General features: G+C 45.7%; 25 protein-coding genes. 8 read left to right on the top strand and 17 right to left on the bottom strand.

All coding sequences use genetic code 11. The annotated features are described in order from the left end of the window. Positions 1–33: 33 nt before the first annotated feature. Positions 34–627: a DUF4189 domain-containing protein gene (locus tag OXI21_RS04125; protein ID WP_279618296.1), complete on the bottom strand. Its 594-nt coding sequence runs from the start codon at positions 625–627 to the stop codon at positions 34–36. Between the two features lie 124 nt (positions 628–751). On the opposite strand from OXI21_RS04125, the gene OXI21_RS04130 reads away from it, so the two are divergent. Beyond that, positions 752–1,831 carry a type I restriction endonuclease gene (locus OXI21_RS04130; RefSeq protein ID WP_279618297.1) on the top strand — a complete coding sequence of 360 codons (1,080 nt, stop codon included), beginning with the start codon at positions 752–754 and terminating at the stop codon, positions 1,829–1,831. A 103-nt stretch (positions 1,832–1,934) separates the two neighbouring features. Here OXI21_RS04130 and OXI21_RS04135 read toward each other — a convergent pair whose 3' ends face one another. Together OXI21_RS04135 and uvrB are read right to left on the bottom strand one after the other, a co-directional pair. Continuing rightward, the gene (locus OXI21_RS04135) at positions 1,935–2,837 is read right to left on the bottom strand and encodes a pirin family protein (protein ID WP_279618298.1); all 903 of its coding nucleotides are present in this window, start codon (positions 2,835–2,837) and stop codon (positions 1,935–1,937) included. Positions 2,838–2,904: 67 nt separating this feature from the next. Next, positions 2,905–4,941: an excinuclease ABC subunit UvrB gene (gene uvrB / locus OXI21_RS04140; protein ID WP_279619399.1), complete on the bottom strand. Its 2,037-nt coding sequence runs from the start codon at positions 4,939–4,941 to the stop codon at positions 2,905–2,907. 140 nt (positions 4,942–5,081) lie between these two features. Here uvrB and lon point away from each other — a divergent pair, with 140 nt between their 5' ends. The 5 genes from lon to OXI21_RS04165 all read left to right on the top strand — a co-directional run bounded on the left by lon (position 5,082) and on the right by OXI21_RS04165 (position 10,564). Continuing rightward, entirely contained in the window at positions 5,082–7,529 is a 2,448-nt protein-coding gene (lon, locus tag OXI21_RS04145) for an endopeptidase La (RefSeq protein ID WP_279618299.1), read from the top strand. A 132-nt stretch (positions 7,530–7,661) separates the two neighbouring features. Continuing rightward, positions 7,662–7,949 (top strand): HU family DNA-binding protein, encoded by a 288-nt coding sequence (locus OXI21_RS04150; RefSeq protein ID WP_279618300.1) that lies wholly within the window; start codon positions 7,662–7,664, stop codon positions 7,947–7,949. A gap of 156 nt (positions 7,950–8,105) precedes the next feature. Next, on the top strand, positions 8,106–8,651 hold the full coding sequence (locus OXI21_RS04155; protein WP_279618301.1) for a UPF0149 family protein: 546 nt from the start codon (positions 8,106–8,108) through the stop codon (positions 8,649–8,651). Between the two features lie 42 nt (positions 8,652–8,693). Beyond that, entirely contained in the window at positions 8,694–9,506 is an 813-nt protein-coding gene (locus tag OXI21_RS04160) for a TatD family hydrolase (protein WP_279618302.1), read from the top strand. After that, a complete protein-coding gene (locus OXI21_RS04165; RefSeq protein WP_279618303.1) occupies positions 9,503–10,564 on the top strand; it encodes a nitronate monooxygenase in 1,062 nt (353 codons plus the stop codon). The genes OXI21_RS04160 and OXI21_RS04165 overlap by 4 nt, the downstream gene beginning before the upstream one ends. 115 nt (positions 10,565–10,679) lie before the next feature. On the opposite strand, the gene nth is transcribed toward OXI21_RS04165, so the two are convergent. From nth to OXI21_RS04180, 3 genes are read right to left on the bottom strand one after another with little or no spacing between them, the layout of a single operon-like run. After that, positions 10,680–11,315, bottom strand: coding sequence for an endonuclease III (gene nth / locus OXI21_RS04170; RefSeq protein WP_347815507.1), 636 nt, complete (start codon positions 11,313–11,315; stop codon positions 10,680–10,682). Positions 11,316–11,360: 45 nt separating this feature from the next. Next, positions 11,361–12,011: an RnfABCDGE type electron transport complex subunit B gene (locus OXI21_RS04175; RefSeq protein WP_279618305.1), complete on the bottom strand. Its 651-nt coding sequence runs from the start codon at positions 12,009–12,011 to the stop codon at positions 11,361–11,363. 30 nt (positions 12,012–12,041) lie between these two features. Beyond that, on the bottom strand, positions 12,042–12,371 hold the full coding sequence (locus OXI21_RS04180) for a hypothetical protein (protein WP_279618306.1): 330 nt from the start codon (positions 12,369–12,371) through the stop codon (positions 12,042–12,044). Between the two features lie 185 nt (positions 12,372–12,556). Here OXI21_RS04180 and OXI21_RS04185 point away from each other — a divergent pair, with 185 nt between their 5' ends. Next, positions 12,557–13,651 (top strand): AI-2E family transporter, encoded by a 1,095-nt coding sequence (locus OXI21_RS04185; RefSeq protein ID WP_279618307.1) that lies wholly within the window; start codon positions 12,557–12,559, stop codon positions 13,649–13,651. Between the two features lie 301 nt (positions 13,652–13,952). After that, positions 13,953–15,047 (top strand): hypothetical protein, encoded by a 1,095-nt coding sequence (locus tag OXI21_RS04190; RefSeq protein ID WP_279618308.1) that lies wholly within the window; start codon positions 13,953–13,955, stop codon positions 15,045–15,047. A gap of 96 nt (positions 15,048–15,143) precedes the next feature. Here the strand turns inward: OXI21_RS04190 and OXI21_RS04195 are convergent, their stop codons facing one another. The 11 genes from OXI21_RS04195 to OXI21_RS04245 form a co-directional block, all read right to left on the bottom strand. Next, the gene (locus OXI21_RS04195) at positions 15,144–15,692 is read right to left on the bottom strand and encodes a hypothetical protein (protein WP_279618309.1); all 549 of its coding nucleotides are present in this window, start codon (positions 15,690–15,692) and stop codon (positions 15,144–15,146) included. Between the two features lie 75 nt (positions 15,693–15,767). After that, positions 15,768–16,109 (bottom strand): helix-hairpin-helix domain-containing protein, encoded by a 342-nt coding sequence (locus OXI21_RS04200; protein ID WP_279618310.1) that lies wholly within the window; start codon positions 16,107–16,109, stop codon positions 15,768–15,770. Between the two features lie 210 nt (positions 16,110–16,319). After that, positions 16,320–17,186, bottom strand: coding sequence for a segregation/condensation protein A (locus OXI21_RS04205; protein WP_279618311.1), 867 nt, complete (start codon positions 17,184–17,186; stop codon positions 16,320–16,322). Continuing rightward, complete coding sequence (locus OXI21_RS04210; protein WP_279618312.1) at positions 17,179–18,186, bottom strand: tryptophan--tRNA ligase; 1,008 nt, start codon at positions 18,184–18,186, stop codon at positions 17,179–17,181. Before OXI21_RS04210 ends, OXI21_RS04205 begins: the two co-directional genes overlap by 8 nt. An 8-nt stretch (positions 18,187–18,194) precedes the next feature. Then, the gene (locus tag OXI21_RS04215; RefSeq protein ID WP_279618313.1) at positions 18,195–18,860 is read right to left on the bottom strand and encodes a site-2 protease family protein; all 666 of its coding nucleotides are present in this window, start codon (positions 18,858–18,860) and stop codon (positions 18,195–18,197) included. A 29-nt stretch (positions 18,861–18,889) separates the two neighbouring features. After that, on the bottom strand, positions 18,890–19,654 hold the full coding sequence (gene truA / locus OXI21_RS04220; protein WP_279618314.1) for a tRNA pseudouridine(38-40) synthase TruA: 765 nt from the start codon (positions 19,652–19,654) through the stop codon (positions 18,890–18,892). A 5-nt stretch (positions 19,655–19,659) separates the two neighbouring features. Next, the gene (locus OXI21_RS04225; protein WP_279618315.1) at positions 19,660–20,499 is read right to left on the bottom strand and encodes a MurR/RpiR family transcriptional regulator; all 840 of its coding nucleotides are present in this window, start codon (positions 20,497–20,499) and stop codon (positions 19,660–19,662) included. A gap of 11 nt (positions 20,500–20,510) precedes the next feature. Then, positions 20,511–21,590 (bottom strand): glucokinase, encoded by a 1,080-nt coding sequence (locus tag OXI21_RS04230; protein WP_279618316.1) that lies wholly within the window; start codon positions 21,588–21,590, stop codon positions 20,511–20,513. Then, positions 21,587–22,336, bottom strand: a complete 750-nt coding sequence (yihA, locus tag OXI21_RS04235) for a ribosome biogenesis GTP-binding protein YihA/YsxC (protein ID WP_279618317.1) — start codon at positions 22,334–22,336, stop codon at positions 21,587–21,589. Before yihA ends, OXI21_RS04230 begins: the two co-directional genes overlap by 4 nt. Beyond that, entirely contained in the window at positions 22,320–22,748 is a 429-nt protein-coding gene (locus tag OXI21_RS04240; protein WP_279618318.1) for a hypothetical protein, read from the bottom strand. The genes yihA and OXI21_RS04240 overlap by 17 nt, the downstream gene beginning before the upstream one ends. 93 nt (positions 22,749–22,841) lie before the next feature. Continuing rightward, complete coding sequence (locus OXI21_RS04245; protein ID WP_279618319.1) at positions 22,842–22,994, bottom strand: hypothetical protein; 153 nt, start codon at positions 22,992–22,994, stop codon at positions 22,842–22,844. Between the last annotated feature and the right edge of the window lie 195 nt (positions 22,995–23,189).

Consider the following 23,189-nt stretch of genomic DNA (forward strand, 5'->3'; position numbering starts at 1 on the left):
TAGCATTTTTTCACGCTTACGGCATGTAAAAGCTTAATTCCAAGGATCGCGGGTACAGACCGCATCGAGCACAACGCAGCTCGCATCGCTGCATTCGTCATAGAGTTTTGCTTTGATCTTAGCTAGATTGGGATCATCGCCCGAGGTGCGCGCTCCGCGAAATCCGCGTTGATACTCCTGCAGTTTGGTATAAAAACGGTTATTTTTGGCGGAATAGGCAATTGCGCCACAGCCATTTCGGAAGGATAAAACTACCTCACACGGCGCACAATTTTGCATTGCCTGCGCTTCTGCACGATACGCACCGACAAACCCTTTATATTCATTCGGGCCATTAATAAATTGGATGCGATCATTATCGCGCGTCTCGCCAATGCCAAAGCGCCCCGAGCGAGGATCTCCGGCAAAAGCTGCATAAAAATGATCACCTCGATTAATTCGCGGCCCGAGCTGATCGGGATGGGATAAAATCACCCCACCAAATTTATTCACTAAATATTCAGAACAAAAATTCCAGTCAGTACAGTGCGTTTCGCGTGTATCGGTGTGGATGACTTGTGCGTTTGCAAATATAGGAAATGAAAAATTGAAGATGAGTGAAAATAGGATAAAACGAAAATGAGTCATATTCTTTTCCTTGTCAAATCAATTAGCTGTCTAAAGGGGCTTGCCTATATGTAATTATAAGGTAGATTGTATAAAATATTGGTAAGTCTTATAATAGGTTGTTTTAATTTATAGGTGGCTGGGTATGGATTTTAATGAGCGGTTAGCATCAATTAGTCATAGGATCGAACAACAAGCGGAACATATTACAACTGAGGAAGCAACAAAAACGGCATTTATTATGCCATTCATTCAGCAAGTGCTTGGCTATGATGTGTTCAATCCACTTGAAGTAGTGCCTGAATTTACGGCTGATGTTGGTGTAAAAAAGGGCGAAAAAGTGGACTACGCTATTATTCATGATAATGAGGTACAAATTTTAATTGAGGCAAAAAAGATTGGGGAGTCTCTCAGCTCGCAACATGAGTCTCAATTGTTTCGATATTTCGCTACAACGACAGCAAAAATAGCCATTTTGACGAATGGTCAATATTATAAGTTTTATACTGATTTAGAGTCGCCTAATAAGATGGATGAGAAGCCATTTTTAGAGGTGGACTTGCTCGATGTGGAAGATCATGTCATTCCAGAACTTAAAAAACTGACTAAAAAGAACTTTGATGTTGAATCGATCATTAATGCTGCAGGTGAGCTGAAGTATTTAAGCCAAATTAAACGCCTACTAGCTCATCAACTTGTGGAACCACACGAGGACTTTATTCGTTTTTGTATCGCAAATGTGTACGATGGCATCATTACACAAAAAGTGCGGGAACAGTTTACGCCGTTAATCTTAAAAGCGGGCAATCAGTTTGTAGAAGATCGTGTTAATGACCGTCTGAAAAAGGCGCTTTCAAAAAGCTCTTCATATGGTGCTTCATCTGAGGCTGAAGAGACTGTGGGCGATGAAGAGATGGAGAAAGAAGACGATAATGGCATTGTGACCACGATGGAAGAGATTGAGGGGTACAACATTGTTAAAGCAATTGTCCGAAAAGTGGTGAGCGTTGAAAGAGTGACAGCCCGTGATACGAAGAGTTACTTTGGCGTTTTACTTGATGATAACAATCGTAAACCCATTTGCCGGTTGCATTTTAATCGCACGCAGAAATATTTAGGGGTGTTTGATGTTGATAAAAATGAAACACGCGTTCCGATCGACTCATTAGATGAGATTTTTAATTATGAAGAAGAGTTGATGACGGCGGCGACATCATATGATTAGAATAAGTTAGAAAACTTGATGTAATCGACTTAAAGGGAGCAGATAATTGGCTCCCTTTTTTAAATCTATTTTATGCCATTAGGCTTTAGTGAATTTGCCGAAATCACCGCGCTTTAAGGCGGGTGTTTAGCGCAGGCGCGTTAAGTGGCGGATCGGGGTGTTTGACTTGATTAAAACGTTTATTAGGATAATTGCCCCAGTCGCGGGTTGCGGCTTCAATTTGTGCTGGGTCGTGCGCGACAAAGTTCCACCAGATAATGAGCGGCTCTGTTAATGGCGTGCCACCAATTAGCGCGATGTGCGTGCCCTTTTCAAGGGTCAGTGTGAGTGAAGTTTGTCCGGTTTCAATCGCGATAAATTCATCATCATTATAATGCTCACCATCGATTTCGACCGCGCCTTCGGTGATAAAAATGCCATATTCAAATTCAGGGTCGAGGGGAAGGGTGCAGGTTTGCGCTTCATGCGCCATGATATCGGCACCCATTAGCGGTGAGTAGGATTGAGTCGGCGCGCGATATCCTAGAAACCTCCCCATAAAGAGATGGATGATAAGTCCCTCGTGCGAAAACATTGGGAGATCATCATAATGCTTGAAACTTGACGGGTTTGAGCTTTGCTCTTTAGGAAGCGCGATCCAAAATTGCAGTGTTTTCAGCGGGCCGTGATAATTTGGTTCACTCACTTCGGTGTGGACAATGCCATTTCCCGCCGTCATAAGATTGACCTCATACGGGCGAATGATGGAGTGATTGCCAAGGCTATCGCGGTGGACAATTTCCCCCTGCAGCATCCAAGTAAAGGTTTGCAGACCAATATGTGGGTGGGGCGCGACATTGATCTTTTTGCTCGGATCATCGAGATTTTCGGGATTAACGGATTTTATGTGGAGATAATCGAGAAAACACCATGCGCCAATCCGCGGGCAATTACGATTCGGGAGGGCGCGTTTCACTGGTTGCCCCGGCATAATTTCAGCGGTTCGAGTGGGAATGCGAGTGATCATAAAGGCTCCTTAATTGAAAAAAAGAGATGCGGGACACCTCTATTTATAATAGCGGAATTGTTAAAAATTAACCATTTAGGAGCATCTCTTTGCGTAAATTTTCAATCTCATCACGGAGTTTTGCCGCTTCTTCAAATTCAAGATTTTGCGCGTGATCGAGCATCGCTTTCTCTTTTTTGGCGATCAATTTCGCGACCGCTTTGGGATTGCTAAAATCGATCTCATTATCGAGGGCTTTTTCATTGATCGTAAGCTTGCCGCGATACTCCTCAAGATAACGCTGTTTAGGCGTGTTATCTTTCGCATCGTACATAATATCTTTTACCGCTTTAATGATGGTTTGCGGGGTGATGTTATGGGCTTTGTTGTAGGCCTCTTGGAGGGTGCGGCGGCGTTTGGTTTCATCCATGGCACTCTTCATTGCGCCAGTGATTTTATCGGCGTAGAGAATCGCTTTTCCTTCCGCATTTCGAGCGGCGCGACCAATGGTTTGAATGAGTGAACGCTCCGAGCGTAAAAACCCCTCTTTATCGGCATCTAAAATCGCCACGAGTGATACCTCGGGAATATCGAGACCTTCACGCAATAGGTTGATCCCAACGAGCACATCGAAGGTGCCAAGCCGTAGATCGCGGATAATTTCCACCCGTTCAACGGTATCAATATCGGAGTGGAGATAGCGCACTTTCACGCCGTGCTCCATTAAAAATTCGGTTAAATCTTCCGACATGCGCTTGGTGAGCGTCGTAATTAATACCCGCTCATTTTTGGCGGCGCGAACGTTTATTTCAGACAACACATCGTCCACTTGCGTTGCAACGGGGCGTACTTCCACAATTGGATCGAGAAGCCCTGTTGGGCGTACCACCTGTTCGACCACTTGATCCGAATGTTCATCTTCGTAGGTGCTCGGCGTTGCCGATACAAAGATCGTTTGTGGCATCAGCGCTTCAAATTCATCAAAGCGAAGCGGGCGGTTATCAAGGGCAGAGGGCAGGCGAAATCCGTAGGTCACGAGATTTTCTTTACGGGAGCGATCCCCTTTATACATTGCTCCAACTTGCGGGACGGCGACGTGGGATTCGTCGATAAATAGAATGGCATCGTCGGGAAGATAATCAAAGAGTGTCGGCGGCGCTTCACCGGCTAAGCGGCCCGATAGATAGCGCGAATAGTTTTCAATCCCTTGGCAATATCCGAGCTCTAAAATCATCTCGATATCAAATTTTGTTCGCTGTTCAAGGCGCTGGGCTTCCAGTAATTTCCCATTTTCGCGCAGGGACTCAAGACGCTCTTTGAGTTCCACTTTAATCTCTTCAACGGCGTTTAAGAGCGTTGCCCGCGGGGTCACATAATGGCTTGAGGGATAGACCGTTAAACGGGGCACCGATCGACTCACCGAGCCGGTTAATGGATCAAAAAAGGAGAGATTATCGACCTCATCATCAAAAAGCTCAATGCGAACGGCGTCGCGTTCACTATCGGCGGGGAAGATATCAATCACCTCACCGCGGACGCGAAATGTCCCGCGTTCAAGCACCACATCGTTTCGCTCATATTGCATCGCTACCAGCCGATTTAAAATATCACGCTGATCGATGCGTTCCCCTTTTGAGACATGAAGAATCATACTCATATAGTGATCGCGATCCCCAAGCCCGTAAATGGCCGACACAGTAGCGACAATAATGGTATCACGGCGTTCTAAAATGGCCTTGGTGGCTGAAAGCCGCATCTGCTCGATATGATCGTTAATAGATGCATCTTTCTCAATAAAGGTATCGGACGCGGCCACATAGGCTTCCGGCTGATAATAATCGTAGTAAGAGACAAAATATTCCACCGCATTATTGGGGAAAAACTCCTTCATTTCGCCATAAAGCTGCGCGGCGAGGGTTTTATTGGGCGCCAAAATAATCGCGGGGCGCTGCGTATTTTGAATAATGTTCGCCATGGTGAAGGTTTTCCCCGAGCCGGTTACCCCTAAAAGTGTCTGATAGGCGAGTCCATCATTTAATCCTTCCGTGAGCGCTTTAATCGCCGTCGGCTGATCGCCCGAAGGAGTGTAATGTGTACTAAGCTTGAAATTCGTGGCGTCTGTCATCATTATCGAGAAGTATGCAGTTTATTTAAGAATATGGAAGAAATACTATATCATAGCGTATCATTTGTCATTGCTCCGCTATGCTATAGTGTAGCGTCTTAGCAATCGATCAATATAATAGGGTTGGAGAGTAAAATTATATGACTCAAAAGTTAGAAAAAAGGCAGGAATTACCGGTATTGGCGTTGAGGGATTTAGTCGTTTTCCCATCAACCACGATTCCGTTACTGATTGGTCGCCATCTATCGGTGGGTGCGCTCCAAATGGCCAAAGAATATGATGGTCATGTGGTGCTGGTTACGCATAAAGATCCCAACGATGAACAGGTCGATATGGAGTCTGTTTATACCGTCGGTGTCCGTGCGAAAATCGTGCAACATCTCCCCCTTGAAGATGGAAATCATAAGATTTTAGTCGATTGCCTTGAGAAAATTTCATTAACCGCGCTCAAAGAGATTGCCTATGAAAATGATGAGGGTAAATTTAATTTGATGCTCGGTGAATATAAAGAGCGCCCCGATGATGCCGACCTTTCTGAGAATTTAGAGCAGGTCTATGTCAACGTTATCAAAAAGCTCTTTGCCGATATTGCTAAAATTATCAAGCCCAATAAAGATGGGGTAAACGCCATTGAGCGTGAAAAAGAGCTCGATCGCCTCATTGTGACCGTGCTCGTCAATCTCCCTATTGATCTTGAGAAAAAACAGGCGGTGCTTGAGGAAGCTTCGCTTAAAGAGGCGGCGAAAGAGGTCATTAAAATTCTCACTTATGAGATGGATGTGATCGAAACGCAAAAACGCATTCAGGCGATGGTTCAGCAGCAAGTTTCGAAAAATCAGCGCGAATACTATTTAAATGAGCAGATCAAAGCGATTCATAAAGAGCTCGATGATCTCAATGATACGGGCCTTTCTGAGCTCGATCAGCTCGAAGAAGATGTGCTCAAAGCGAAGATGCCGAAAGAGGCGGAAGAGAAAGCACTTAACGAAGTGAAACGTCTTAAATCGATGCCGGCGATGTCATCGGAAGGAACCGTTGCGCGTACTTATGTGGATTGGCTCCTTAAAATGCCGTGGAATGAGCGTTCGCGCCTTCGTTATGGGGTAAAACGTGCCGAAGAGGTGCTTGAGAAAGACCATTCAGGCCTTGAAAAGATTAAAGAACGCATTTTAGAACATCTTGCAGTGATCAGCCATACTCGTACGAAAAAGGGCAATATACTCTGCTTTATCGGCCCTCCGGGTGTGGGTAAAACCTCGCTTGCGCGTTCCATTGCTGAAGCGACAGGGCGTGAGTTTGTGCGCATGAGTTTAGGCGGCGTGCATGATGAATCGGAAATTCGCGGCCATCGCCGTACCTATATTGGTGCAATGCCAGGGAAAATGGTGCAACTCCTTGCCAAAGCGAAAACTAAAAATCCGTTAATTCTCCTTGATGAGCTTGATAAAACCGGGGCGGATCATCGTGGTGATCCGGCAGATGCGCTGCTTGAAGTGCTCGATCCTGAGCAAAACTCTACCTTTAACGATCACTATCTCGATGTCGATGTGGATCTTTCTGAGGTGATGTTTATCGCAACGGCCAATAGTTATAACATTCCTGCGCCACTGCGGGATCGTATGGATATTATCGAACTCACCAGCTACACCGAGCTTGAAAAGTTAGCGATCGCGAAAGAGCATTTAGTGCCAGAGCAATTAAAAGAGCATAAGCTCACCGAGAAAGAGCTCATTTTCCCTGATGAGGTATTGCTCGAGATTATTCAAAGTTATACCAAAGAGGCGGGGGTGCGAAATTTAAGCCGTATGCTTGCGAGTGTATGCCGTAAATTCATTCGTGAACGCCTCTCGGATAAAGATAAAAAAGAGTTAGAACTCACCCTTGATATCGAGAAAATTCGCGACTATTTAGGTGCGCCGAAATATCATTACGGTATGAAAGAGAAAGCCGATGAAGTGGGCTACGTCAACGGGCTTGCGTGGACGCAAGTGGGCGGTGATCTCTTAGGGATTGAGGTAGAACTCATTCCTGGGAAAGGGCAACTCATTACCACAGGGAGTCTTGGCGATGTGATGAAAGAGTCGATTCGTACTGCATTAACGGTGATTCGTGCTCGCTCAAATGTCTTTGGACTGCCGCATGATTTTTATGAAAAATGGGACATTCACGTTCACGCGCCAGAAGGGGCGGTGCCTAAAGATGGGCCAAGTGCAGGGGCGGCGATGACGCTTGCGATCTTATCAGCGCTTCTTAATAAACCGGTACGCTCCGATGTTGCGATGACGGGCGAGGTGACGCTCCGTGGGAAAATCTTAATGATCGGCGGGCTTAAAGAGAAGTTATTAGCGGCCGCGCGAGCCGGTATTAAGCGTGTTTTAATCCCGAAAGAGAACGCCAAAGATCTTGAGGAGATCCCCGATGTTATCAAGGATTCGCTCGAAATCGTGCCTGTATCAACGATAGACGAAGTTTTTGAGGCGGCTTTTGCTCAAATGCCCGAATCTACAGGGGAATTTGAGCGATTTAGTGGTTTTTATGAGCTTCCGGTCACCTCTTCGGAGAAGAAAAAACCGCAGAAAACCCACTGAAACACTTGACTTAGGTCTATTACAAACGTATAAAACTATACAGTGTTATTAAAGTCTGTTACTTTTAGCTTTAACGACTTTAGTCAACGTGGTTCTTATTTTAACTTTTTACAGACAGTAGGAAATATAATTATGAATAAAACTGAACTTGTCGCTGCGGTTGCCGAAAAAACTGATATGACCAAAGTTGCTTCTGCAAAAGTAGTTGAAGCAGTTATGGATACAATCACAGAAACTCTTGCGAAAGGTGATAATGTGACGTTAATCGGTTTTGGTACTTTCACTGTGAGAGAACGTGCTGCTCGTATGGGCCGTGATCCTCGCGATCCTAAGAAAGAGATTCCAATTCCTGCTTCAAAAGTACCTGCATTCAAAGCTGGTAAAGGCTTAAGAGAAGCGGTTAACACAGCTAAAAAATAATTATTTTTAAGTGGAGCTTCGGCTTCAGTTAAAGATGAGATCTAGAGGCCTCAATGCAGACGCATTGGGGTTTTTCTTTTTAGAGCGATTTGTTACTATACTGCATGGTATGAGCGGCTTTAACACGCGCGAAATTGCGCAATAAAAGGAAACACTATGGCAAATGAGCAGAACACTCCATCGATCACCTATCAGCTAATTCAATCGCAATTTACCGGGTTTGAAATCGCTGAAGCACACGGCATTTTAGTGGCGTTAGCGTGCGTGAATCGTATGGATGTCTATCAAGATTGGTTAGCGGAGGTTGAGGCGCTTGCCGATCACTCCCAAGAACTCAACACCGAGATTTTAAAGATCTTATTTGATAAGACCATGGATGAGCTGCTGTCCAAAGATTTTGCGCTCTCGCTCTTAATTCCCGACGAAGATGATGCCTTTAAGCGTCTAGAAGGCTTTGTGGATTGGTGCCAAGGATTCCTCTACGGGCTTGGCATTAGCGGGATCGGAATGGCGGATTTGGACGAAGATGGCGCGGCGTTTTTAGAGCATTTAGCAGCGTTTGCGAACCTTGATCCTGAGAGTCTGCGTGAAGAGATTGAGAGTGAAGATGAGGGCTTAGCGCTCGAAGAGCTAGTGGAATTTGTCCGCATGAGCTCGTTATTGATTTTTTATCATTTCCGAGAAGCGGAAACGGTGCATTAAATATCGGTTAATATTGAGGGTAATGTTAAAGGGGGAGAGAAAATGAATAATAAAGAGCCCGATATGAGCAGAGCGATTTCACTTATTGACTCCCACATTCATCTTGATGATCCGCGCTTAATACCCGATTATCCCGAGCATCTTAAAGAGGCGCGGGCTTTTGGGATTACAGCGTGGGTACTGCCGAGCACAACCGCGGCCTCCTTTAGCGATGTACTTGCGATTGCAGCGGCGGACACTTCAGTCTATCCGGCGCTTGGGCTTCATCCCTATTTTATGGAGACTCACACCGATCACGATTTAAAACAGTTAGAAACTGCGCTTAAAATGCATGCGGGAAAATTGGTAGCGATCGGGGAGTGCGGGCTTGATCTGATGATTGAAAATCCTCAATTTGAGCGGCAAGAGCAGCTTTTTAAAGCCCATGTGCGTCTTGCGCGAGAATTTGATCTACCGCTGATTATTCATAGCCGAAAATCCTTGGATCTTATTTTAAGAGAGCTCCGTAAGGAGCGTGGTTTACGCGGTGTGATTCATGCATTTTCCGGCAGTTTACAACAAGCGGAGCAGTGCATTGAATTAGGCTTTAAACTAGGGTTTGGCGGCGCGGTTACCTATCCGCGGGCAATGCGATTGCGCGCTATTTTAAAAGCACTTCCAAAGGATAGTTACCTTCTTGAGACCGATGCACCCTCGATGCCCAATGCATTTTTACCCAAAGGGGCGATCCATACGCCAAAAGATCTCTATACGATTGCGCAAGAGATCGCTACAATACGTGAGAGTAGTTTAGAAAAAGTCGCGGCGGAAACGACCGAAACGACGCAACAATTATTTCAACTGGAGAGATTATGACGAGCGACAATCAAGCCAAGCTTTTAGATCAGTTATCCATCGACTATCCGATTATTCAGCTACCGCTTCACGATGCGGATTCAGCAGAATTGATTGCGGAAGTGGCCAATCATGGCGGATTAGGCACGCTTGCGGCAGGATTTTTATCAGCAGCAGAATTGCGCGATCGCCTCGATGAGATTAGTGCTTTGACCGATCGATCGTTTGCCGTGAATCTCTTTGCCAATGTCCAAAAAGATGAAGATTCTGAAGGGATGACCCGCGCGCTCAATCGCATCTCTCCGGTATTTGAAGGGAGTGATATTGCGCTCACAACGCTCCTTTCGCGCGAAGGTCGTTTAACCGATCTCGATACCATGCTTGATGTGCTGTTTGAATATAACGTCAGCGCAGTGAGTTTTTCATTGGGCGTGCCGAGCGATGAGATTTTATCGCGCATCAAAGAGCGCGGCATTGCAATTATTGGTCACGCAACGCACATGCTTGAGGCGCTTTTCTGGGAAGAGAAGGGCGCAGACATTATTTATCTTCAAGGATTGGAAGCCAGTGGTATACGCGATACGTTTCTAGGCGATCCTATGGACGTCGCGCAACCAGCCTTAACGCTCATCGCACAGGCCAATGATAATTTAACTGTACCCTATATTATCGGGGGCGGATTGGTGAATAAAACGCATATTGATACCGCGTTTGCACTTGGCGCGCCGGCAGTTGGGCTTGCCACAGCCTTTTTAATGAGTCATGAATCCGGCGCCGATGAACTCTATAAAAATGCGCTTTCGTATGCCAATGAATTTGATATTAAGATCACCCGTGAATGGAGCGGGTATCCCGCGCGCGTTGTGGTCAATTGGGGACTGCGTCAGCTCCAAGCGTTAGAGGGCGAGCCCGCTCGTTTCCCAGCACAATACTTTTTAACCCATCCGATGATGGAAGATAAAGCGCCGGAAGATCGCGCGCAATTTCGCGCACTTTGGGCCAATGTAAATGCCCCTTTTGCCGAGCGTTTGCCGGTTCGTCAATTGATGACGCAGCTCCTTGGTGTTGAGTATTCGTAAACCAAAAATCGAGATTTACGAGTTTTATAATAGGCAACAAAAAAACCTTCGACTTAATAAGAGCGAAGGTTTTTTATTGATCCCATTTTAATGATTTTAATGATCTTAAAACAGTTTATTCGTCGGTTTTCTCTTTAAACTGACACTCGTTATAAACGACGCAACTTGCACAGCGGGGTTTACGCGCGACGCAGGTATAGCGCCCATGGAGAATGAGCCAATGGTGCGCATCTAAAATAAATTCTTTTGGAATGCGTTTGACGAGTTTATCTTCCACTTCACGGACGTTTTTCCCCGGTGCAAGTCCGGTGCGATTGGAAAGACGGAAAATATGGGTATCCACGGCCATGGTCGGTTTTCCAAACGCGGTATTTAATACTACATTGGCCGTTTTACGTCCAACGCCGGGAAGCGCTTCGAGCTCTTTACGGGTATCGGGGACGACGCTGTTATGTTTTTCTACCAAAATTTGGCAGGTTTTATAGAGATTTTTTGCTTTGGTATTAAAAAGACCGATCGTTTTAATGTATTCACGAATCCCATCTTCACCGAGCGCTACCATCGCTTCTGGCGTATTAGCGACTTTAAAAAAAGGGCCGGTTGCTTTATTAACGCCGACATCGGTCGCTTGCGCCGAAAGTAGAACAGCAACAAGAAGCTCAAAGGTGGAATTGAAATTAAGCTCGGTGGTGGGTTTGGGGTTTTCGTCGCGAAGACGGGTAAAAAAGGAGATGATCTCCTCTTTATTCATTAAACGTTGATACTCTTTTTTCGGGGTGGTCATAGCGTTTTAAAATTATTTATCGTTAAATTTTTGGCGGGCCATATCGATCAGCGAAAGCATCTCGTGACTGCTAACCGGATCGGCAAGCTCAAGCTCTTCCGCAGGGGGCGTCGTTTCGGTAATGGTTTCGCGTTTTGCTTCTCGAGCTTTACGCGCATTAAAGCGTTCGCGAGAATAATCGGCGCGTTTACGCTGCGCTTCCGTGAGCCCAATCTGTTCAGATAGATCAATCTTATTGGGCAGTTTTTTAATCTCAATGCAATCGAGCGGGCAGGGCGGAATGCAGAGCTCGCACCCGGTACATTCAGACTCGATAATTTGATGCATCATTCGGCGCGTGCCGACAATGGCATCAACGGGGCAGGCGATCAGGCATTTCGCGCACCCAATACAAAGACTCTCATCAACGTACGCAACTTGAGGCGTTTTATATTCCCCACACGTTAGATCAAGCGGAATCAGCTCACGATCGAGCACTTTTGCGAGCGCTTTTAATACAGGCTCGCCTCCGGGAGGACAGCGATTATACTCTGCTTCACCGCTTGCAACCGCTGTGGCATAGGCATAACAGCCCTGAAATCCGCACTGCTCACATTGAGTTTGTGGCAATTCGGCATCGATTTTTTCAATCAGCGAAGTGGCTGATAATTCTCTTTGCACCATGAAATCTTTATTGATAAATGTTGGACTAAATTAGTAACAAGGTTGGCTCGGCGGAGCGACATCGCACCGGCTACAAAAGTTCGGATTTTGCGGATTGGGGTCGAGATAATTTTCACACACGCCCCATTTTCCCACCGGCAATTTATCGCGCTGTATGGCTTGATTGTCAAGATGCGATTTATCGCACTTCCAGACCTGATAGCAGACGGGATACTCTTTAACCGGCGCGCCGAGCATAATCCAGCGCCCATATTCATGCTCTTTTTTCTGTAGCGGAATGGAAAACTGATCGAGCTCATCGGCGAGCGCAGAAGTTTCGAGTCCCAACAGCAATAAACTTATCATAAATAGATGACGCATAGCGAAATGATCCGTCGATAATGAAAAATAAATAGAGGGTCTATTCTAAGCGATTTTGCAAAAAAAATCTTGCCTATTGGGGGATATAGGTGTTTTAAGATCAAGAAAAGAGAGGCTTTTTACTGGGTGAGTTTGGTATAATCGAAATACTTTTTTATATTAATCAAATGCTTTTGGAGACCTGTATGGATTTTAAAGCGCTCAATCGTCAAATCGTGATTTGGCTTGGAATTATTGTCGCGGTATACCTCGTGTATCGCCTCTCCTCCGTGCTCACTCCATTTCTGATCTCGTTTGGACTTGCCTATTTGGCAAATCCTCTAATTAATAAGATTCAATCAAAACGGATTTCACGTACGCTTGCGGTATCGATCGTATTTGCGCTCATTGTGCTCGCGATCTTAATTATTTTATTGATCGCCATTCCGGTCTTAATTAATCAGGTAGTGAGCCTCATTCAGGACATTCCGCGCTACTATGCGTGGCTTCAGGAGAATCTCTTTCCGAAAATTGAGGCGCTCTTTGCCACCGATCTTTTTATGGAAAATCAAGCGTCGATCAAAGAGGCCTTTGGCAGTAGCGTCCCCTTTCTTAAAAATTTAAGTACTCAATTGATGAGTACGCTCGGTTCATCAACGCTAGCGGTAGTTGGGTTTATTGCGAGCATCGTGCTAATTCCGATGCTGAGCTTTTACATTATGCGCGATTGGGAGCCGATCTCAAAATCCTTCGAATCGCTCATTCCGCGTCGCTATTCGCCGATGGTGCTTAACTTTTTAGAGGAATCAAACGAGATGCTCAGCAGTTTTCTGCGGGGGCAATTCTCGGTAATGCTGGCGCTCGCGGCAGTTTATAGTATTGGGCTCTCCATCGTTGGACTTGAATATGGCGTGTTAATCGGGGTAACGGCGGGGCTGATTAGCTTTATTCCCTATCTTGGGGCGAGTACCGGCATTGTGATTGCGCTCTTAGTGGCGTGGTTTCAGTTCGATGGCGCGTGGCTTAATTTAGTCTTTGTAGGGGTTGTTTTTGGGATTGGGCAAGCCCTTGAAAGCTTCTTTTTAACGCCGGTCTTAATTGGCGATAAGCTCGGCATGCACCCGATTGCGGTGGTCTTTGCGCTGATGGTTGGCGGATCGCTCTTTGGCTTTTTTGGTATTTTGTTAGCGCTGCCTGCGTGCGCGGTTTTAATGGTGGCCCTTCGAAAACTCTATCAGCGTTATACTCGAAGTGATTTCTATCTTGGGAAACGCTTAGAGCACAAACCGGACGTGGAATAATAGTGAATCTTAATAAAGCACTCCGAGCGTGAGTGCTTTTTTGTGACACTTCATAGAGTTGCATGTAGGTAGTTTAACGAAAAGAGGGTTTAAAAATAGGATTTTCCGTAGAAAACCGTTCAAAAAATTGAGTGAAAATCATGCAAAGAGAGGTAAAAAATTTGTTTTATTAAATAGAATATGGTTTATATAGAGGCGTAACAAAAATAAACTACAAAATAAATACAACGTTTCAAACCAAAAACAGAATTATAAAAATTATAAAAACTTATAATAATCACAAAAATAGGGGGATATTTCTGTGTTTAAGATCATTCAAATGGCGTTCGCCTTTGTCGGCGTAATCGTTGGGGCAGGCTTTGCCTCGGGACAAGAGATTTTACAATATTTCACCAGTTTCGGCACAATGGGAACCTTGGGCGCAATTGTCGCAACCGGGCTATTTGCCTATCTTGGGATGATGTTAATGAAGATGGGAAGCCGTCTTCGCGCAACCTCGCACGATGATGCGATTTACCGTTTAAGCGGCAAGTTTATGGGCGTTGCCGTGGACTACATTATTATCTTCACCCTCTTTGGGGTGGGCGTTGTCATGGTGGCGGGCGCGGGCAGTATGCTCAATCAGCAATATGGCGTTCCAGGTTGGGTGGGCAGCTTAATTATGACGCTTCTTGTCGTGTCGACAGTTTTGCTTCCGATCAATCGTGTGATTACATTAATTGGTGCGATCACGCCATTTTTAATCCTGGCATTAGCGATCATCAGTGCGTATAGTTTATTTAGCAATCATGCACCGCTTTCTGAGCTTGAGCCAATTGCAACCTCTGTGGAGAGCTCACTTCCGAACTGGTTTATTTCAGCAGTGAACTACGTCTCGTTTAATACAGCAGTAGGCGCTGGCATGGCACTAGTAATGGGGGGTAGCGAGAAAAATGAAAAAATCGCCACGTGGGGCGGCCTGTTAGGTGGTCTTGCTATCGGGGTATTGATCATTGTTGCGCACTACGCGATCTTCCTTAAAATCGAAGATGTGAAAGATGTGGGATTACCGCTTCTTAAAATTATCCAAGACTTGTCACCAGTGTTAGGCATTTTAATGACTGTGGTACTTTTCGGCATGATCTATAACACAGGCGTTGCGATGTACTACGCATTTGTAGCGCGTTTCACGCAGATGCAGACCAAGCGTTCTTACATCTTCGCTGCGATCACAGGCCTGGTAGGATTTGTGGCAAGCTTTGCAGGATTCACGAAGTTAGTTGCTTATTTCTACCCATTAATTGGTTATTTAGGTCTACTTTTAATCGCGATCTTGATCATTGCGCCGTTTAAAATCAAGAAAAACAATGATGCGAAAGCACCAAGCTATACGTTTTCAGACTCAACAGCATCATAAGTTTGACGCGTTAATTTAGTAAGGTTTAATTTAGTTAGAAACCGCTCTTTTAAGATTGTAATAATCGAAAGGGCGGTTTTTTATTGTTGTAGAATTTTATGGATGACATGATTGATCACTCGCTTCTAAGCGTGCCATCCCAAAGACATTAATATAGATCGTCATCTTTTTTTGAGCGTGTGCGCAAAGGGTAAAGCGCCCGTTGGGAAGGCCCGTTCCTTGCGTTTTTCCCATGCGTCTTAGTGGAGCAATCGATAATCCCTGCGCGATATTGCGATTGGGGTTAATGATGAGATTTTTGGGCGGTTTAATCAGCTCAGTTACGCGAATAATTGAGGGCTCATCGGGTGACCATGTGGCATCATCATCAAAAAAGAGGAGCCAGCCGTACGCCCAACTCTGCGGATTATCGCTACAGTGGGTTTGATTAATCGTAGGGCAGATGGAGATCGAACGCTTGTGGTGATTGGCAAGCTGCTTGGCGTGATTGAGATCGTCAAAGAGCGTATGTGCTGTGCGTTTAAAGCGATTACGTTCGAGCGCTTGATAATAGGAGGGGATTGAAAAGGTGAGAAGAATGGAAAAGATGAGCAATCCCACCGTGACTTCAAGCAAGGTTGCGCCGACAGGAATGTTTGAAGTCATACAAGGGTGAGATTGCTCAAAACGCCGATGATGCTCGCTATGAGGGAGGAGTGGTATCATCTGCGTAAGGGAAGATTAGGCACCAGATTGTGCGTCAAGATTCGTTTTAGAGGATTCTTTTTTAACCGATTTTTTGGTATCTTTCGGGGTATCCGTTTCATTTGACTTAATGACAACCTCATCTTTGATATCTGCAAAAATAGCAGGGCCAATGCCTTTAACCTTAAGAAGCTCATCAACGGATTTAAAGGGCGACTCATTGCGATAGTCAATAATCGCTTCCGCACGGGTATCGCCAATGCCTTTGAGAAGGGTTAATTCTGCTTTGGTGGCTCGATTAAGATCGATGGGGTGGGCAAAGATAACTTGCAAAGAGAGCGCAATCAGTAGTGAAAGACGGGCAAAAAGACGAACCATAATAGACTCCTTAATAATTTAATTGCTGTGTTGTAATAAATCCTATGAAAGAAAACGCCCTATCAAAAGAGAGGGCGTTTGGATTGTTATTTGATGGATTTATATTGAATGCTATACGAGCGAATCAATATGAAAAACATCGTAACACAAAAATTAAATAAATCAATAAAATCATACAGTTATTAATCTAATCATGTCTTAAATTGTGCTTTATGATACCTCTGCGGCAAAGAGAGGCGCTTCATTTGCGGCGCTCTTTTTACGCTCGTAGGGACGAATATGGATCGTATCGTAGGCATCATTTTGCTCGAGCGCGATGATCTGTTTTCGCGTCAGTTCCAAAATCGCTAAAAACGAAATGGTAATGCCGTAACGCCCCTCTTCAGGATCAAAAAGTGCCTCAAAGGTGCATTCGCGTGCGCTTGTGATGCGCTCAACAATGGCAGACATGCGTTCATGAACGGAGATCCGCTCGCGGGTTACCGTGTGGCTTTTTTTAAGCTCGGCACGTTTAAGCAGCTTTTCGAGTGCATAGACAAGATCGTGCAGCGCAACTGTCGGCGGCGGCGTTGAGAGGTTAAGTGGCGGAAGCTCTGGCTCAACGAGATGAATATCGCGATCAAGGCGGGGCATCTCGTGAAGCTCATGGGCCACCTGTTTATAGCGCGCATAGATTTGCAGCCGTTTAATCAGCTCTAAACGGGGATCTTCTTCAATCTCATCGTCTTCAGCGGAGGGCGGTTTTGGCAGTAAAATACGGGATTTAATCTCCGCAAGCCACGCCGCCATTACCAAATATTCGGTGGCAAGCTCGAAACGATTTTTCTCAATATATTCGATATACTCCATATATTGCGTGGTGATTTCTGCAATGGGAATATCGAGAATATCGAAATTATTTTTCCGAATCAGATGAAGGAGGAGATCTAACGGGCCGGCAAATTCATCAAGCCAAACTTCAAGGGCATCGGGCGGAATAAAAAGGTCGAGCGGCTTTTCAACCGGCTCGCCCTTAAATATGGCCTGATTATCCTCAAGTGCCTCGTTGGAATCGGTGCTATGAGTCAGATTAGACAAAGTTGCGTAACCCCACCATCGCTTTCAGATCGGCTAATACTTTAGACGCTCGCTCGCGGGCGCGCTCGGCACCATTTTGGAGGATTTTTTCTACTTCTGCAGGATTTGCAAGAAGTTCCTCATAACGCTCACGAGGCTCTTTTAATTCATTATTTAAGAGCTCAAAAAGGGTTTGTTTCATCTCGCCCCAAGCAATTCCATCAGCATACGCTTGACGAATCTCAGCGGTTTGCTCCGGCGTTGCAAAGGCTTTATAGATCTCAAACAGATGCGATGTATCCGGGTCTTTCGGCTCACCGGGCTCAAGGGAGTTGGTGACGATACGCATAATGGATTTACGCAGCTTTTTCTCAGGGAGGAAGAGCGGAATGGTATTGTTGTAACTCTTACTCATTTTACGCCCATCAAGGCCGGGAAGAATCGCGGTATTCTCTTCTACTTTCGCTTCCGGCAGCACAAAATATTCATTGCCATAGATATGATTAAAACGTTGGGCGATATCGCGCGCCATCTCAACGTGTTGAATCTGGTCACGGCCAACCGGAACATAGTGCGCATTAAAGGTGATAATATCCGCCGCCATTAAAACCGGATAGGAGAAAAGCCCCATGGTGACGCCTTTATCAGGGTCTTGACCGCTTTCGGTATTTTCATCGACCGACGCTTTATAGGCGTGCGCACGATTCATCAACCCTTTTGCGGTGACGCAATTGAGCAGCCACATAATTTGAGGGATCTCCGGAATGTCCGATTGGCGATAAAACACCGCTTTATCGGTATCAAGTCCAAGGGCAAGCCACGTTGCAGCGATCGCATTACGGGACTCAAAGACGCGCTCAGGGTCTTGGCATTTAATGAGGGCATGAAGATCCGCTAAGAAGAAATAAGAATGATCATGCGTTTGGCTCATCTCGATTGCAGGACGAATCGCTCCGGCGTAGTTACCCAGATGAGGAATCCCAGTGGTTGTAATTCCGGTCAGAACCGTTTTATGTTGCATAATGTTCCTTAAAAAAGAAGTGAAAAGAAAGAGATAATGACGTTGGTGATTCCCGCTGAAATCATTCCGATCGGGAGGATATTAAAGAATACCAGTGCCATTAAAATATAGATGCCGTAGGGCTCAATTTTCCGATAGACTTGTTCAGCCTCGTACGAGAGCCAGTTACGCAAAATGTGGCTTCCATCAAGGGGTGGAAGCGGAATAAGATTAAAGACGGCCAGGAGCACATTGATATAGATCCCGAAAAATGCCATCTGAGAGAGCGCTGATGCGGTAGAGATGGACTCCCCTGAATCATTCATTGAAACTTTAAGAGCAATCACAAAGATCAGCCCCCAGATGAGCGCCATCAATAGATTTGAAAGAGGCCCCGCGGCAGAGACGATCGTATCGTCGCGCTTGATGTTTTTAAAATTACGCAGATTGACTGGAACGGGGCGTGCCCAGCCAAATAAAAATGATCCGCCCGTTAAAAACCAGAGCAAAACAGGCACTGCAATGGTGCCGACAGGATCGATATGGGAGAGCGGATTGAGCGTGACGCGGCCTTGCGCGTAGGCGGTGTTATCCCCGAGTTTATGAGCGCTCCATGCGTGTGCCGCTTCGTGAAAACAGATCGCCATAATGAGCGGGAATAGCATGAGTAAAAAGCTAAATAGATTAAATTCCATCGACACTCCTTTGCAGTGAATCGTTCCTATTATACGATAAATTGAAGGTTTGGATACTCAACCTCATAGAGATAGAGTCCTTGTGGTGGAGCGGTCATCGCGCCTTTAGTGCGATCACGGCTATCGAGCACCTCTTTCATAAATATCGGCGGAAATTTCCCACGGCCGATCTCAATCAAATTACCGGCGATGTTGCGCACCATATGATGCAAAAAAGCGTTCGCTTTAATCTCAATCTCAATCACCTCGGTTGAATGAGGAATGATCTTGATGTAATGGACGTTGCGATGGGTTGATTTTGATTGACACTCACTTGAGCGAAAGGCGGAAAAATCTTGCTCGCCCAAGAGGTAATTGGCCGCTTTCTGCATCTTTTCAGGCGAGAGCGGATAGTGAATCCAAGTATGATGAAATCGCGTGAGCGCACTTCGGTGTTCAGAGGCGCGGATAAAGTATTTGTAGGTTCGCGCCACCGCTTTAAAGCGTGCGTGAAAATCATCGGGCACCTCAAAAATACCTTTCACCACAATGTCTTCCGGCAGATTGGAATTGATGCCCATTTTCCACGCAAAGGCAGAGCGTTTCGCATCCGTTTCAAAGTGTGCAATTTGGTTAAACGCATGAACGCCCGCATCAGTACGGCCTGCGCCCACAATCTCCACCTCATGGTTTGCCACAAAGCTGACCGCGCGAGTTAATTCTTCCTCAATGGAACGCACCGGCGGCGTTGCTTGTTTCTGCCAACCTTTAAAATGAGTGCCATCATATTCGATGAGCAAAGCATACTTTTGCATCCGTTTTATTCGCCTTTAACGCGTTTTGCATCGATGATTTTGAGCGATTTTTCCATCGCAATTCTAAATTCAGGCCCTTTTTTAAGCGCCAGCGTCACAAGGAGAACATCCACAATCGCAAGGTCGGCAAGGCGCGAAATCATCGGCATATATTCTGAGGTATCTTCAATGGTGCCCGATTCTAAGACGACATTGGAGATTTCTCCTAAGGGGGAATCTTTCTGCGTAAGTGAAATCACTTTTGCCCCATTTTTAAGCGCAAATTGGGCAGAATCCACCACATCTTCACTTTTACCGGTGTGCGAGACGGCGATTAAGGCATCTTTTGGCGTCAATAAACTAGCCGCTAAACTGTGGACGTGATGGTCGGTATAGGCGGAAACGGGAATCCCAACGCGAAGCAGTTTTTGCTGAATATCTTGCGCAACAACGCCCGATACCCCGTGCCCAATGCACATCACTTGATTGGCTTTCTCTAAAATCTCAATGGCGCTATCGAGCTCTTTCGGATCAAGATGGCGTTTGGTTTTTAATAGGGCGGCACTTGATTGATCGATCAATTTCGTGATGATATTGGCCGTTGAATCGTGGGGCGAGATGCTGCCGTGCACAAAGGGAACGCCGGAGTTTAAGCTCTCGGTTAAAAGACGCTTAAAGGTGTGAAATCCATCATATCCGAGCGCGTGGCAAAAACGCATAATCGTCGGCTCAGAAACGCCGGCTTTTTCCGCAAGGGCGCTGATGGAAAGCTCGATCGTTTCATTGGGGTGATCGAGCACCCAATCGGCCACTTTCGCTTCCGATTTACGTAATTCGTTATAGTGGTTTTGAATATGGGATAACATATATCATCTCCTTATTGTGATGGCTGATTGAGTCGATCAGCCAGATATTGCAAGCCAATTAAGGTTGGATCGGCATGCTCAATTAGATAGGTGGGTATTGTTTTTAGATAATTATTGACGGTAAGATTTTCCTCAAACCGCTTCCGAAATGGGCTGTTTGCCAAAAAGTCAGCAAAGCGGGGAACAAGACCTCCTCCAATGTAGATCCCGTCCCGTGCACCCGTTGTGAGCGCGATATTGCTCGCTATCGTCGCAAGCAGTAAGCTGTAACGCGTTAAGACGGCTCTCGCAAAGGGCTCTTTTTCCGTTAACGCCGAATGGAGTAAGGTTTCCGGCGAATTAAAGGTTGGATTTTTATCGTATAAAAGCGCCATCGCATCAATTAATCGCTTAACCCCATGGGTGCCGGAAAGTAGATCTTCCAAAATGATCGGATAGGGCGCGAGTTTCCCCTTTAGAAGGGAGGGGGTGTTACTTAAAAGTGATAACAGCGCAATCTCTTCTTGATCAAAGGGTGCAAAGACCGAATGCCCGCCTTCTGACGCAATGATGATCGGTTCAGAATGAGTGGGAATCGAGGAAGCGGGCACCACTAAGGTGGCCGTTCCAAAGCCAGATCCGGGGCCAATCAGTGCTTTGATGATCGGCGCGTTTTGGTTTGAATTAGACGATTGAGCCTTAGTCGAATCGGATTCCGCTAAATTGGCTTCGCTTGTTCCAATAACCCGAATATCGGTCTTTTCGAGCTTTAATAGACTATAAGCGAGCGCCTTGAAATCATTAATGAGCGTCAGTGTTCCGCCCCGTTTTTTAAGGGCTTCTCGGAGCGCTTTTTGGGAAAATTCCCAATGATTATTAGTGAGCTGTACCGCGTCTTCCACAAGGGGAGAGGCGATCGCGATAAGGTAATGATCCGGCGCATGAGGCGCGTTTTGGGCTGTTAATTCTAAATAATGCTCAATCACCTCAAGCGGCGACTGAAAGCGTCGTGACTCGAGGGTTATTTGAGAAAAAATCTCTCCATCTGCGTAGAGCGCTAGCCGAGAAAAGGTAGCGCCAAAATCTGCGATTAAGGAGAGGTTCTGCATCATTTAGAAGAAGGCTCCTCTAAAACGTCGTCAGAGTCGTCTGCGTCAAATTCATCTGTATCGAACTCGTCGAACTCAGCTGCGTCATCAAACTCATCCCCGTCATCCTCGATGAAATTATCAGGATTGCCGTAAAAATCGAGCCATTCGCCTAAATAGCCGTAGAGCTCATCGAGGCCAATGTCTGGTTTTGTCGATGAAAAGAGTTGCACGGTGAGCGGCATCTCAAATTCGGCAAGCTGTTTTTTCGCGCGTTGGAGGTTTTTAAAGGCCTCATTACGGCTTAATTTATCCGCTTTAGTTAAGAGGACGTGCGTCGGCAATTCACGAAATTCACACCAGTGAAGCATTTGAAGATCAAGCTCAGTGAGCGGATGACGCGAATCGACGAGCATAATGAGCATGTCGAGGGTTTCGCGACTCTCAAAGTAGTTTTGTAAAATATTTTGCCAGTGCAGACGGATTCGTTCTGGCACTTTTGCATAGCCGTATCCGGGAAGATCGACTAAATAGAGATCATCTTTAACGGTGAAATAGTTGATCAATTGCGTACGCCCGGGCGTTTTACTCGTGCGCGCAAGGTTGCGTTTGGAAGTAATGAGATTGAGCGCGCTCGATTTGCCCGCATTCGAGCGGCCGGCAAACGCGATCTCAGAACGGCTCTCAGGGAGCTGCTTTAAATCATTGGCACTCGTGGCAAATTCGGTGCGTTGCAGCATTTTTTGTACATCTTTAGTTGAGAGGGTCATGATTGGCCTCCTTCTCGGTTTGGTTGAGTCGTTCTTGCTCAAGACTGCACTCGGCAGCAATGAGCTGCATAAAGGGTAGGTAGCGCTTTTGAACCTCGTCAATAAACGCCTCATCTTTTAAGCTTGGTTTAACGCCTTGCATCGATTGCTCGGTGATGCGATTGAGCTCATTTGCGGCACTGTTACCCATCAGATCGACGGTATTAATGGCAATGCAGCGCGACTCAAATTCGGTTAGTAAGCCTTCTTTAATTTTGGAATCTTGCAGGGTATGCATTTTAAGCATAATGGAGCGGGTCATAAAATCGTAATCTTGCGCCATTTTTTCGGTCACATTAAAGGAAATTTGTGCGTGTGAAAGAGCACTTCCCATAAGTGAAATGAAGGTGATTGCGAGAATGCGACGGGTCATAAAGAGCTCCCTTTGCCAAGCGAAATAGGTGACTACTAAAACGGTACAGTTTACCAAAAATAGCCACTTTTGCTAAGCACTTAGGGGGAATAATTATTCATCCGCTTGATCTTCGTTGTCATTATTCTGTTTCACCCTTTTAGGGCGCAGTAGAGCAACGAGCGTCCCAAAGAGACCAAACAGAATCACGATGGCGTAAAAGCCCAAAATCAGGAAGAGTGGGATGAGTAAAATTAGATAAAACATGTAGCACTTTGGGAGGAAAATAGGGTAATCTTAGGTAAAAGTCGACAATAAAAACGGTTTTCGACATGAAATTGTTATGTCACTATGGTAGGCTTATAAACTTGTTTTAACTTAGCTGATGAATTCTATAGCAATTTTTCACCGATTAAAACAGATCTTTGTTAATTATCTCCAGAGCTTAATTTTGGAGGAAGG

This window comes from Ignatzschineria sp. RMDPL8A (genome assembly GCF_029815055.1).
Lineage (GTDB): Bacteria > Pseudomonadota > Gammaproteobacteria > Cardiobacteriales > Wohlfahrtiimonadaceae > CALZBJ01.

Excerpts from the sequence above, each read along its gene's own strand:
- OXI21_RS04125 (WP_279618296.1), bottom strand. The coding sequence starts at position 627 with ATGACTCATTTTCGTTTTATCCTATTTTCACTCATCTTCAATTTTTCA.
- OXI21_RS04130 (WP_279618297.1), top strand. The coding sequence starts at position 752 with ATGGATTTTAATGAGCGGTTAGCATCAATTAGTCATAGGATCGAACAA.
- OXI21_RS04135 (WP_279618298.1), bottom strand. The coding sequence starts at position 2,837 with ATGATCACTCGCATTCCCACTCGAACCGCTGAAATTATGCCGGGGCAA.
- uvrB (WP_279619399.1), bottom strand. The coding sequence starts at position 4,941 with ATGACAGACGCCACGAATTTCAAGCTTAGTACACATTACACTCCTTCG.
- lon (WP_279618299.1), top strand. The coding sequence starts at position 5,082 with ATGACTCAAAAGTTAGAAAAAAGGCAGGAATTACCGGTATTGGCGTTG.
- OXI21_RS04150 (WP_279618300.1), top strand. The coding sequence starts at position 7,662 with ATGAATAAAACTGAACTTGTCGCTGCGGTTGCCGAAAAAACTGATATG.
- OXI21_RS04155 (WP_279618301.1), top strand. The coding sequence starts at position 8,106 with ATGGCAAATGAGCAGAACACTCCATCGATCACCTATCAGCTAATTCAA.
- OXI21_RS04160 (WP_279618302.1), top strand. The coding sequence starts at position 8,694 with ATGAATAATAAAGAGCCCGATATGAGCAGAGCGATTTCACTTATTGAC.
- OXI21_RS04165 (WP_279618303.1), top strand. The coding sequence starts at position 9,503 with ATGACGAGCGACAATCAAGCCAAGCTTTTAGATCAGTTATCCATCGAC.
- nth (WP_347815507.1), bottom strand. The coding sequence starts at position 11,315 with ATGAATAAAGAGGAGATCATCTCCTTTTTTACCCGTCTTCGCGACGAA.
- OXI21_RS04175 (WP_279618305.1), bottom strand. The coding sequence starts at position 12,011 with ATGGTGCAAAGAGAATTATCAGCCACTTCGCTGATTGAAAAAATCGAT.
- OXI21_RS04180 (WP_279618306.1), bottom strand. The coding sequence starts at position 12,371 with ATGCGTCATCTATTTATGATAAGTTTATTGCTGTTGGGACTCGAAACT.
- OXI21_RS04185 (WP_279618307.1), top strand. The coding sequence starts at position 12,557 with ATGGATTTTAAAGCGCTCAATCGTCAAATCGTGATTTGGCTTGGAATT.
- OXI21_RS04195 (WP_279618309.1), bottom strand. The coding sequence starts at position 15,692 with ATGACTTCAAACATTCCTGTCGGCGCAACCTTGCTTGAAGTCACGGTG.
- OXI21_RS04200 (WP_279618310.1), bottom strand. The coding sequence starts at position 16,109 with ATGGTTCGTCTTTTTGCCCGTCTTTCACTACTGATTGCGCTCTCTTTG.
- OXI21_RS04210 (WP_279618312.1), bottom strand. The coding sequence starts at position 18,186 with ATGCAACATAAAACGGTTCTGACCGGAATTACAACCACTGGGATTCCT.
- OXI21_RS04215 (WP_279618313.1), bottom strand. The coding sequence starts at position 18,860 with ATGGAATTTAATCTATTTAGCTTTTTACTCATGCTATTCCCGCTCATT.
- truA (WP_279618314.1), bottom strand. The coding sequence starts at position 19,654 with ATGCAAAAGTATGCTTTGCTCATCGAATATGATGGCACTCATTTTAAA.
- OXI21_RS04225 (WP_279618315.1), bottom strand. The coding sequence starts at position 20,499 with ATGTTATCCCATATTCAAAACCACTATAACGAATTACGTAAATCGGAA.
- OXI21_RS04230 (WP_279618316.1), bottom strand. The coding sequence starts at position 21,590 with ATGATGCAGAACCTCTCCTTAATCGCAGATTTTGGCGCTACCTTTTCT.
- yihA (WP_279618317.1), bottom strand. The coding sequence starts at position 22,336 with ATGACCCTCTCAACTAAAGATGTACAAAAAATGCTGCAACGCACCGAA.
- OXI21_RS04240 (WP_279618318.1), bottom strand. The coding sequence starts at position 22,748 with ATGACCCGTCGCATTCTCGCAATCACCTTCATTTCACTTATGGGAAGT.
- OXI21_RS04245 (WP_279618319.1), bottom strand. The coding sequence starts at position 22,994 with ATGTTTTATCTAATTTTACTCATCCCACTCTTCCTGATTTTGGGCTTT.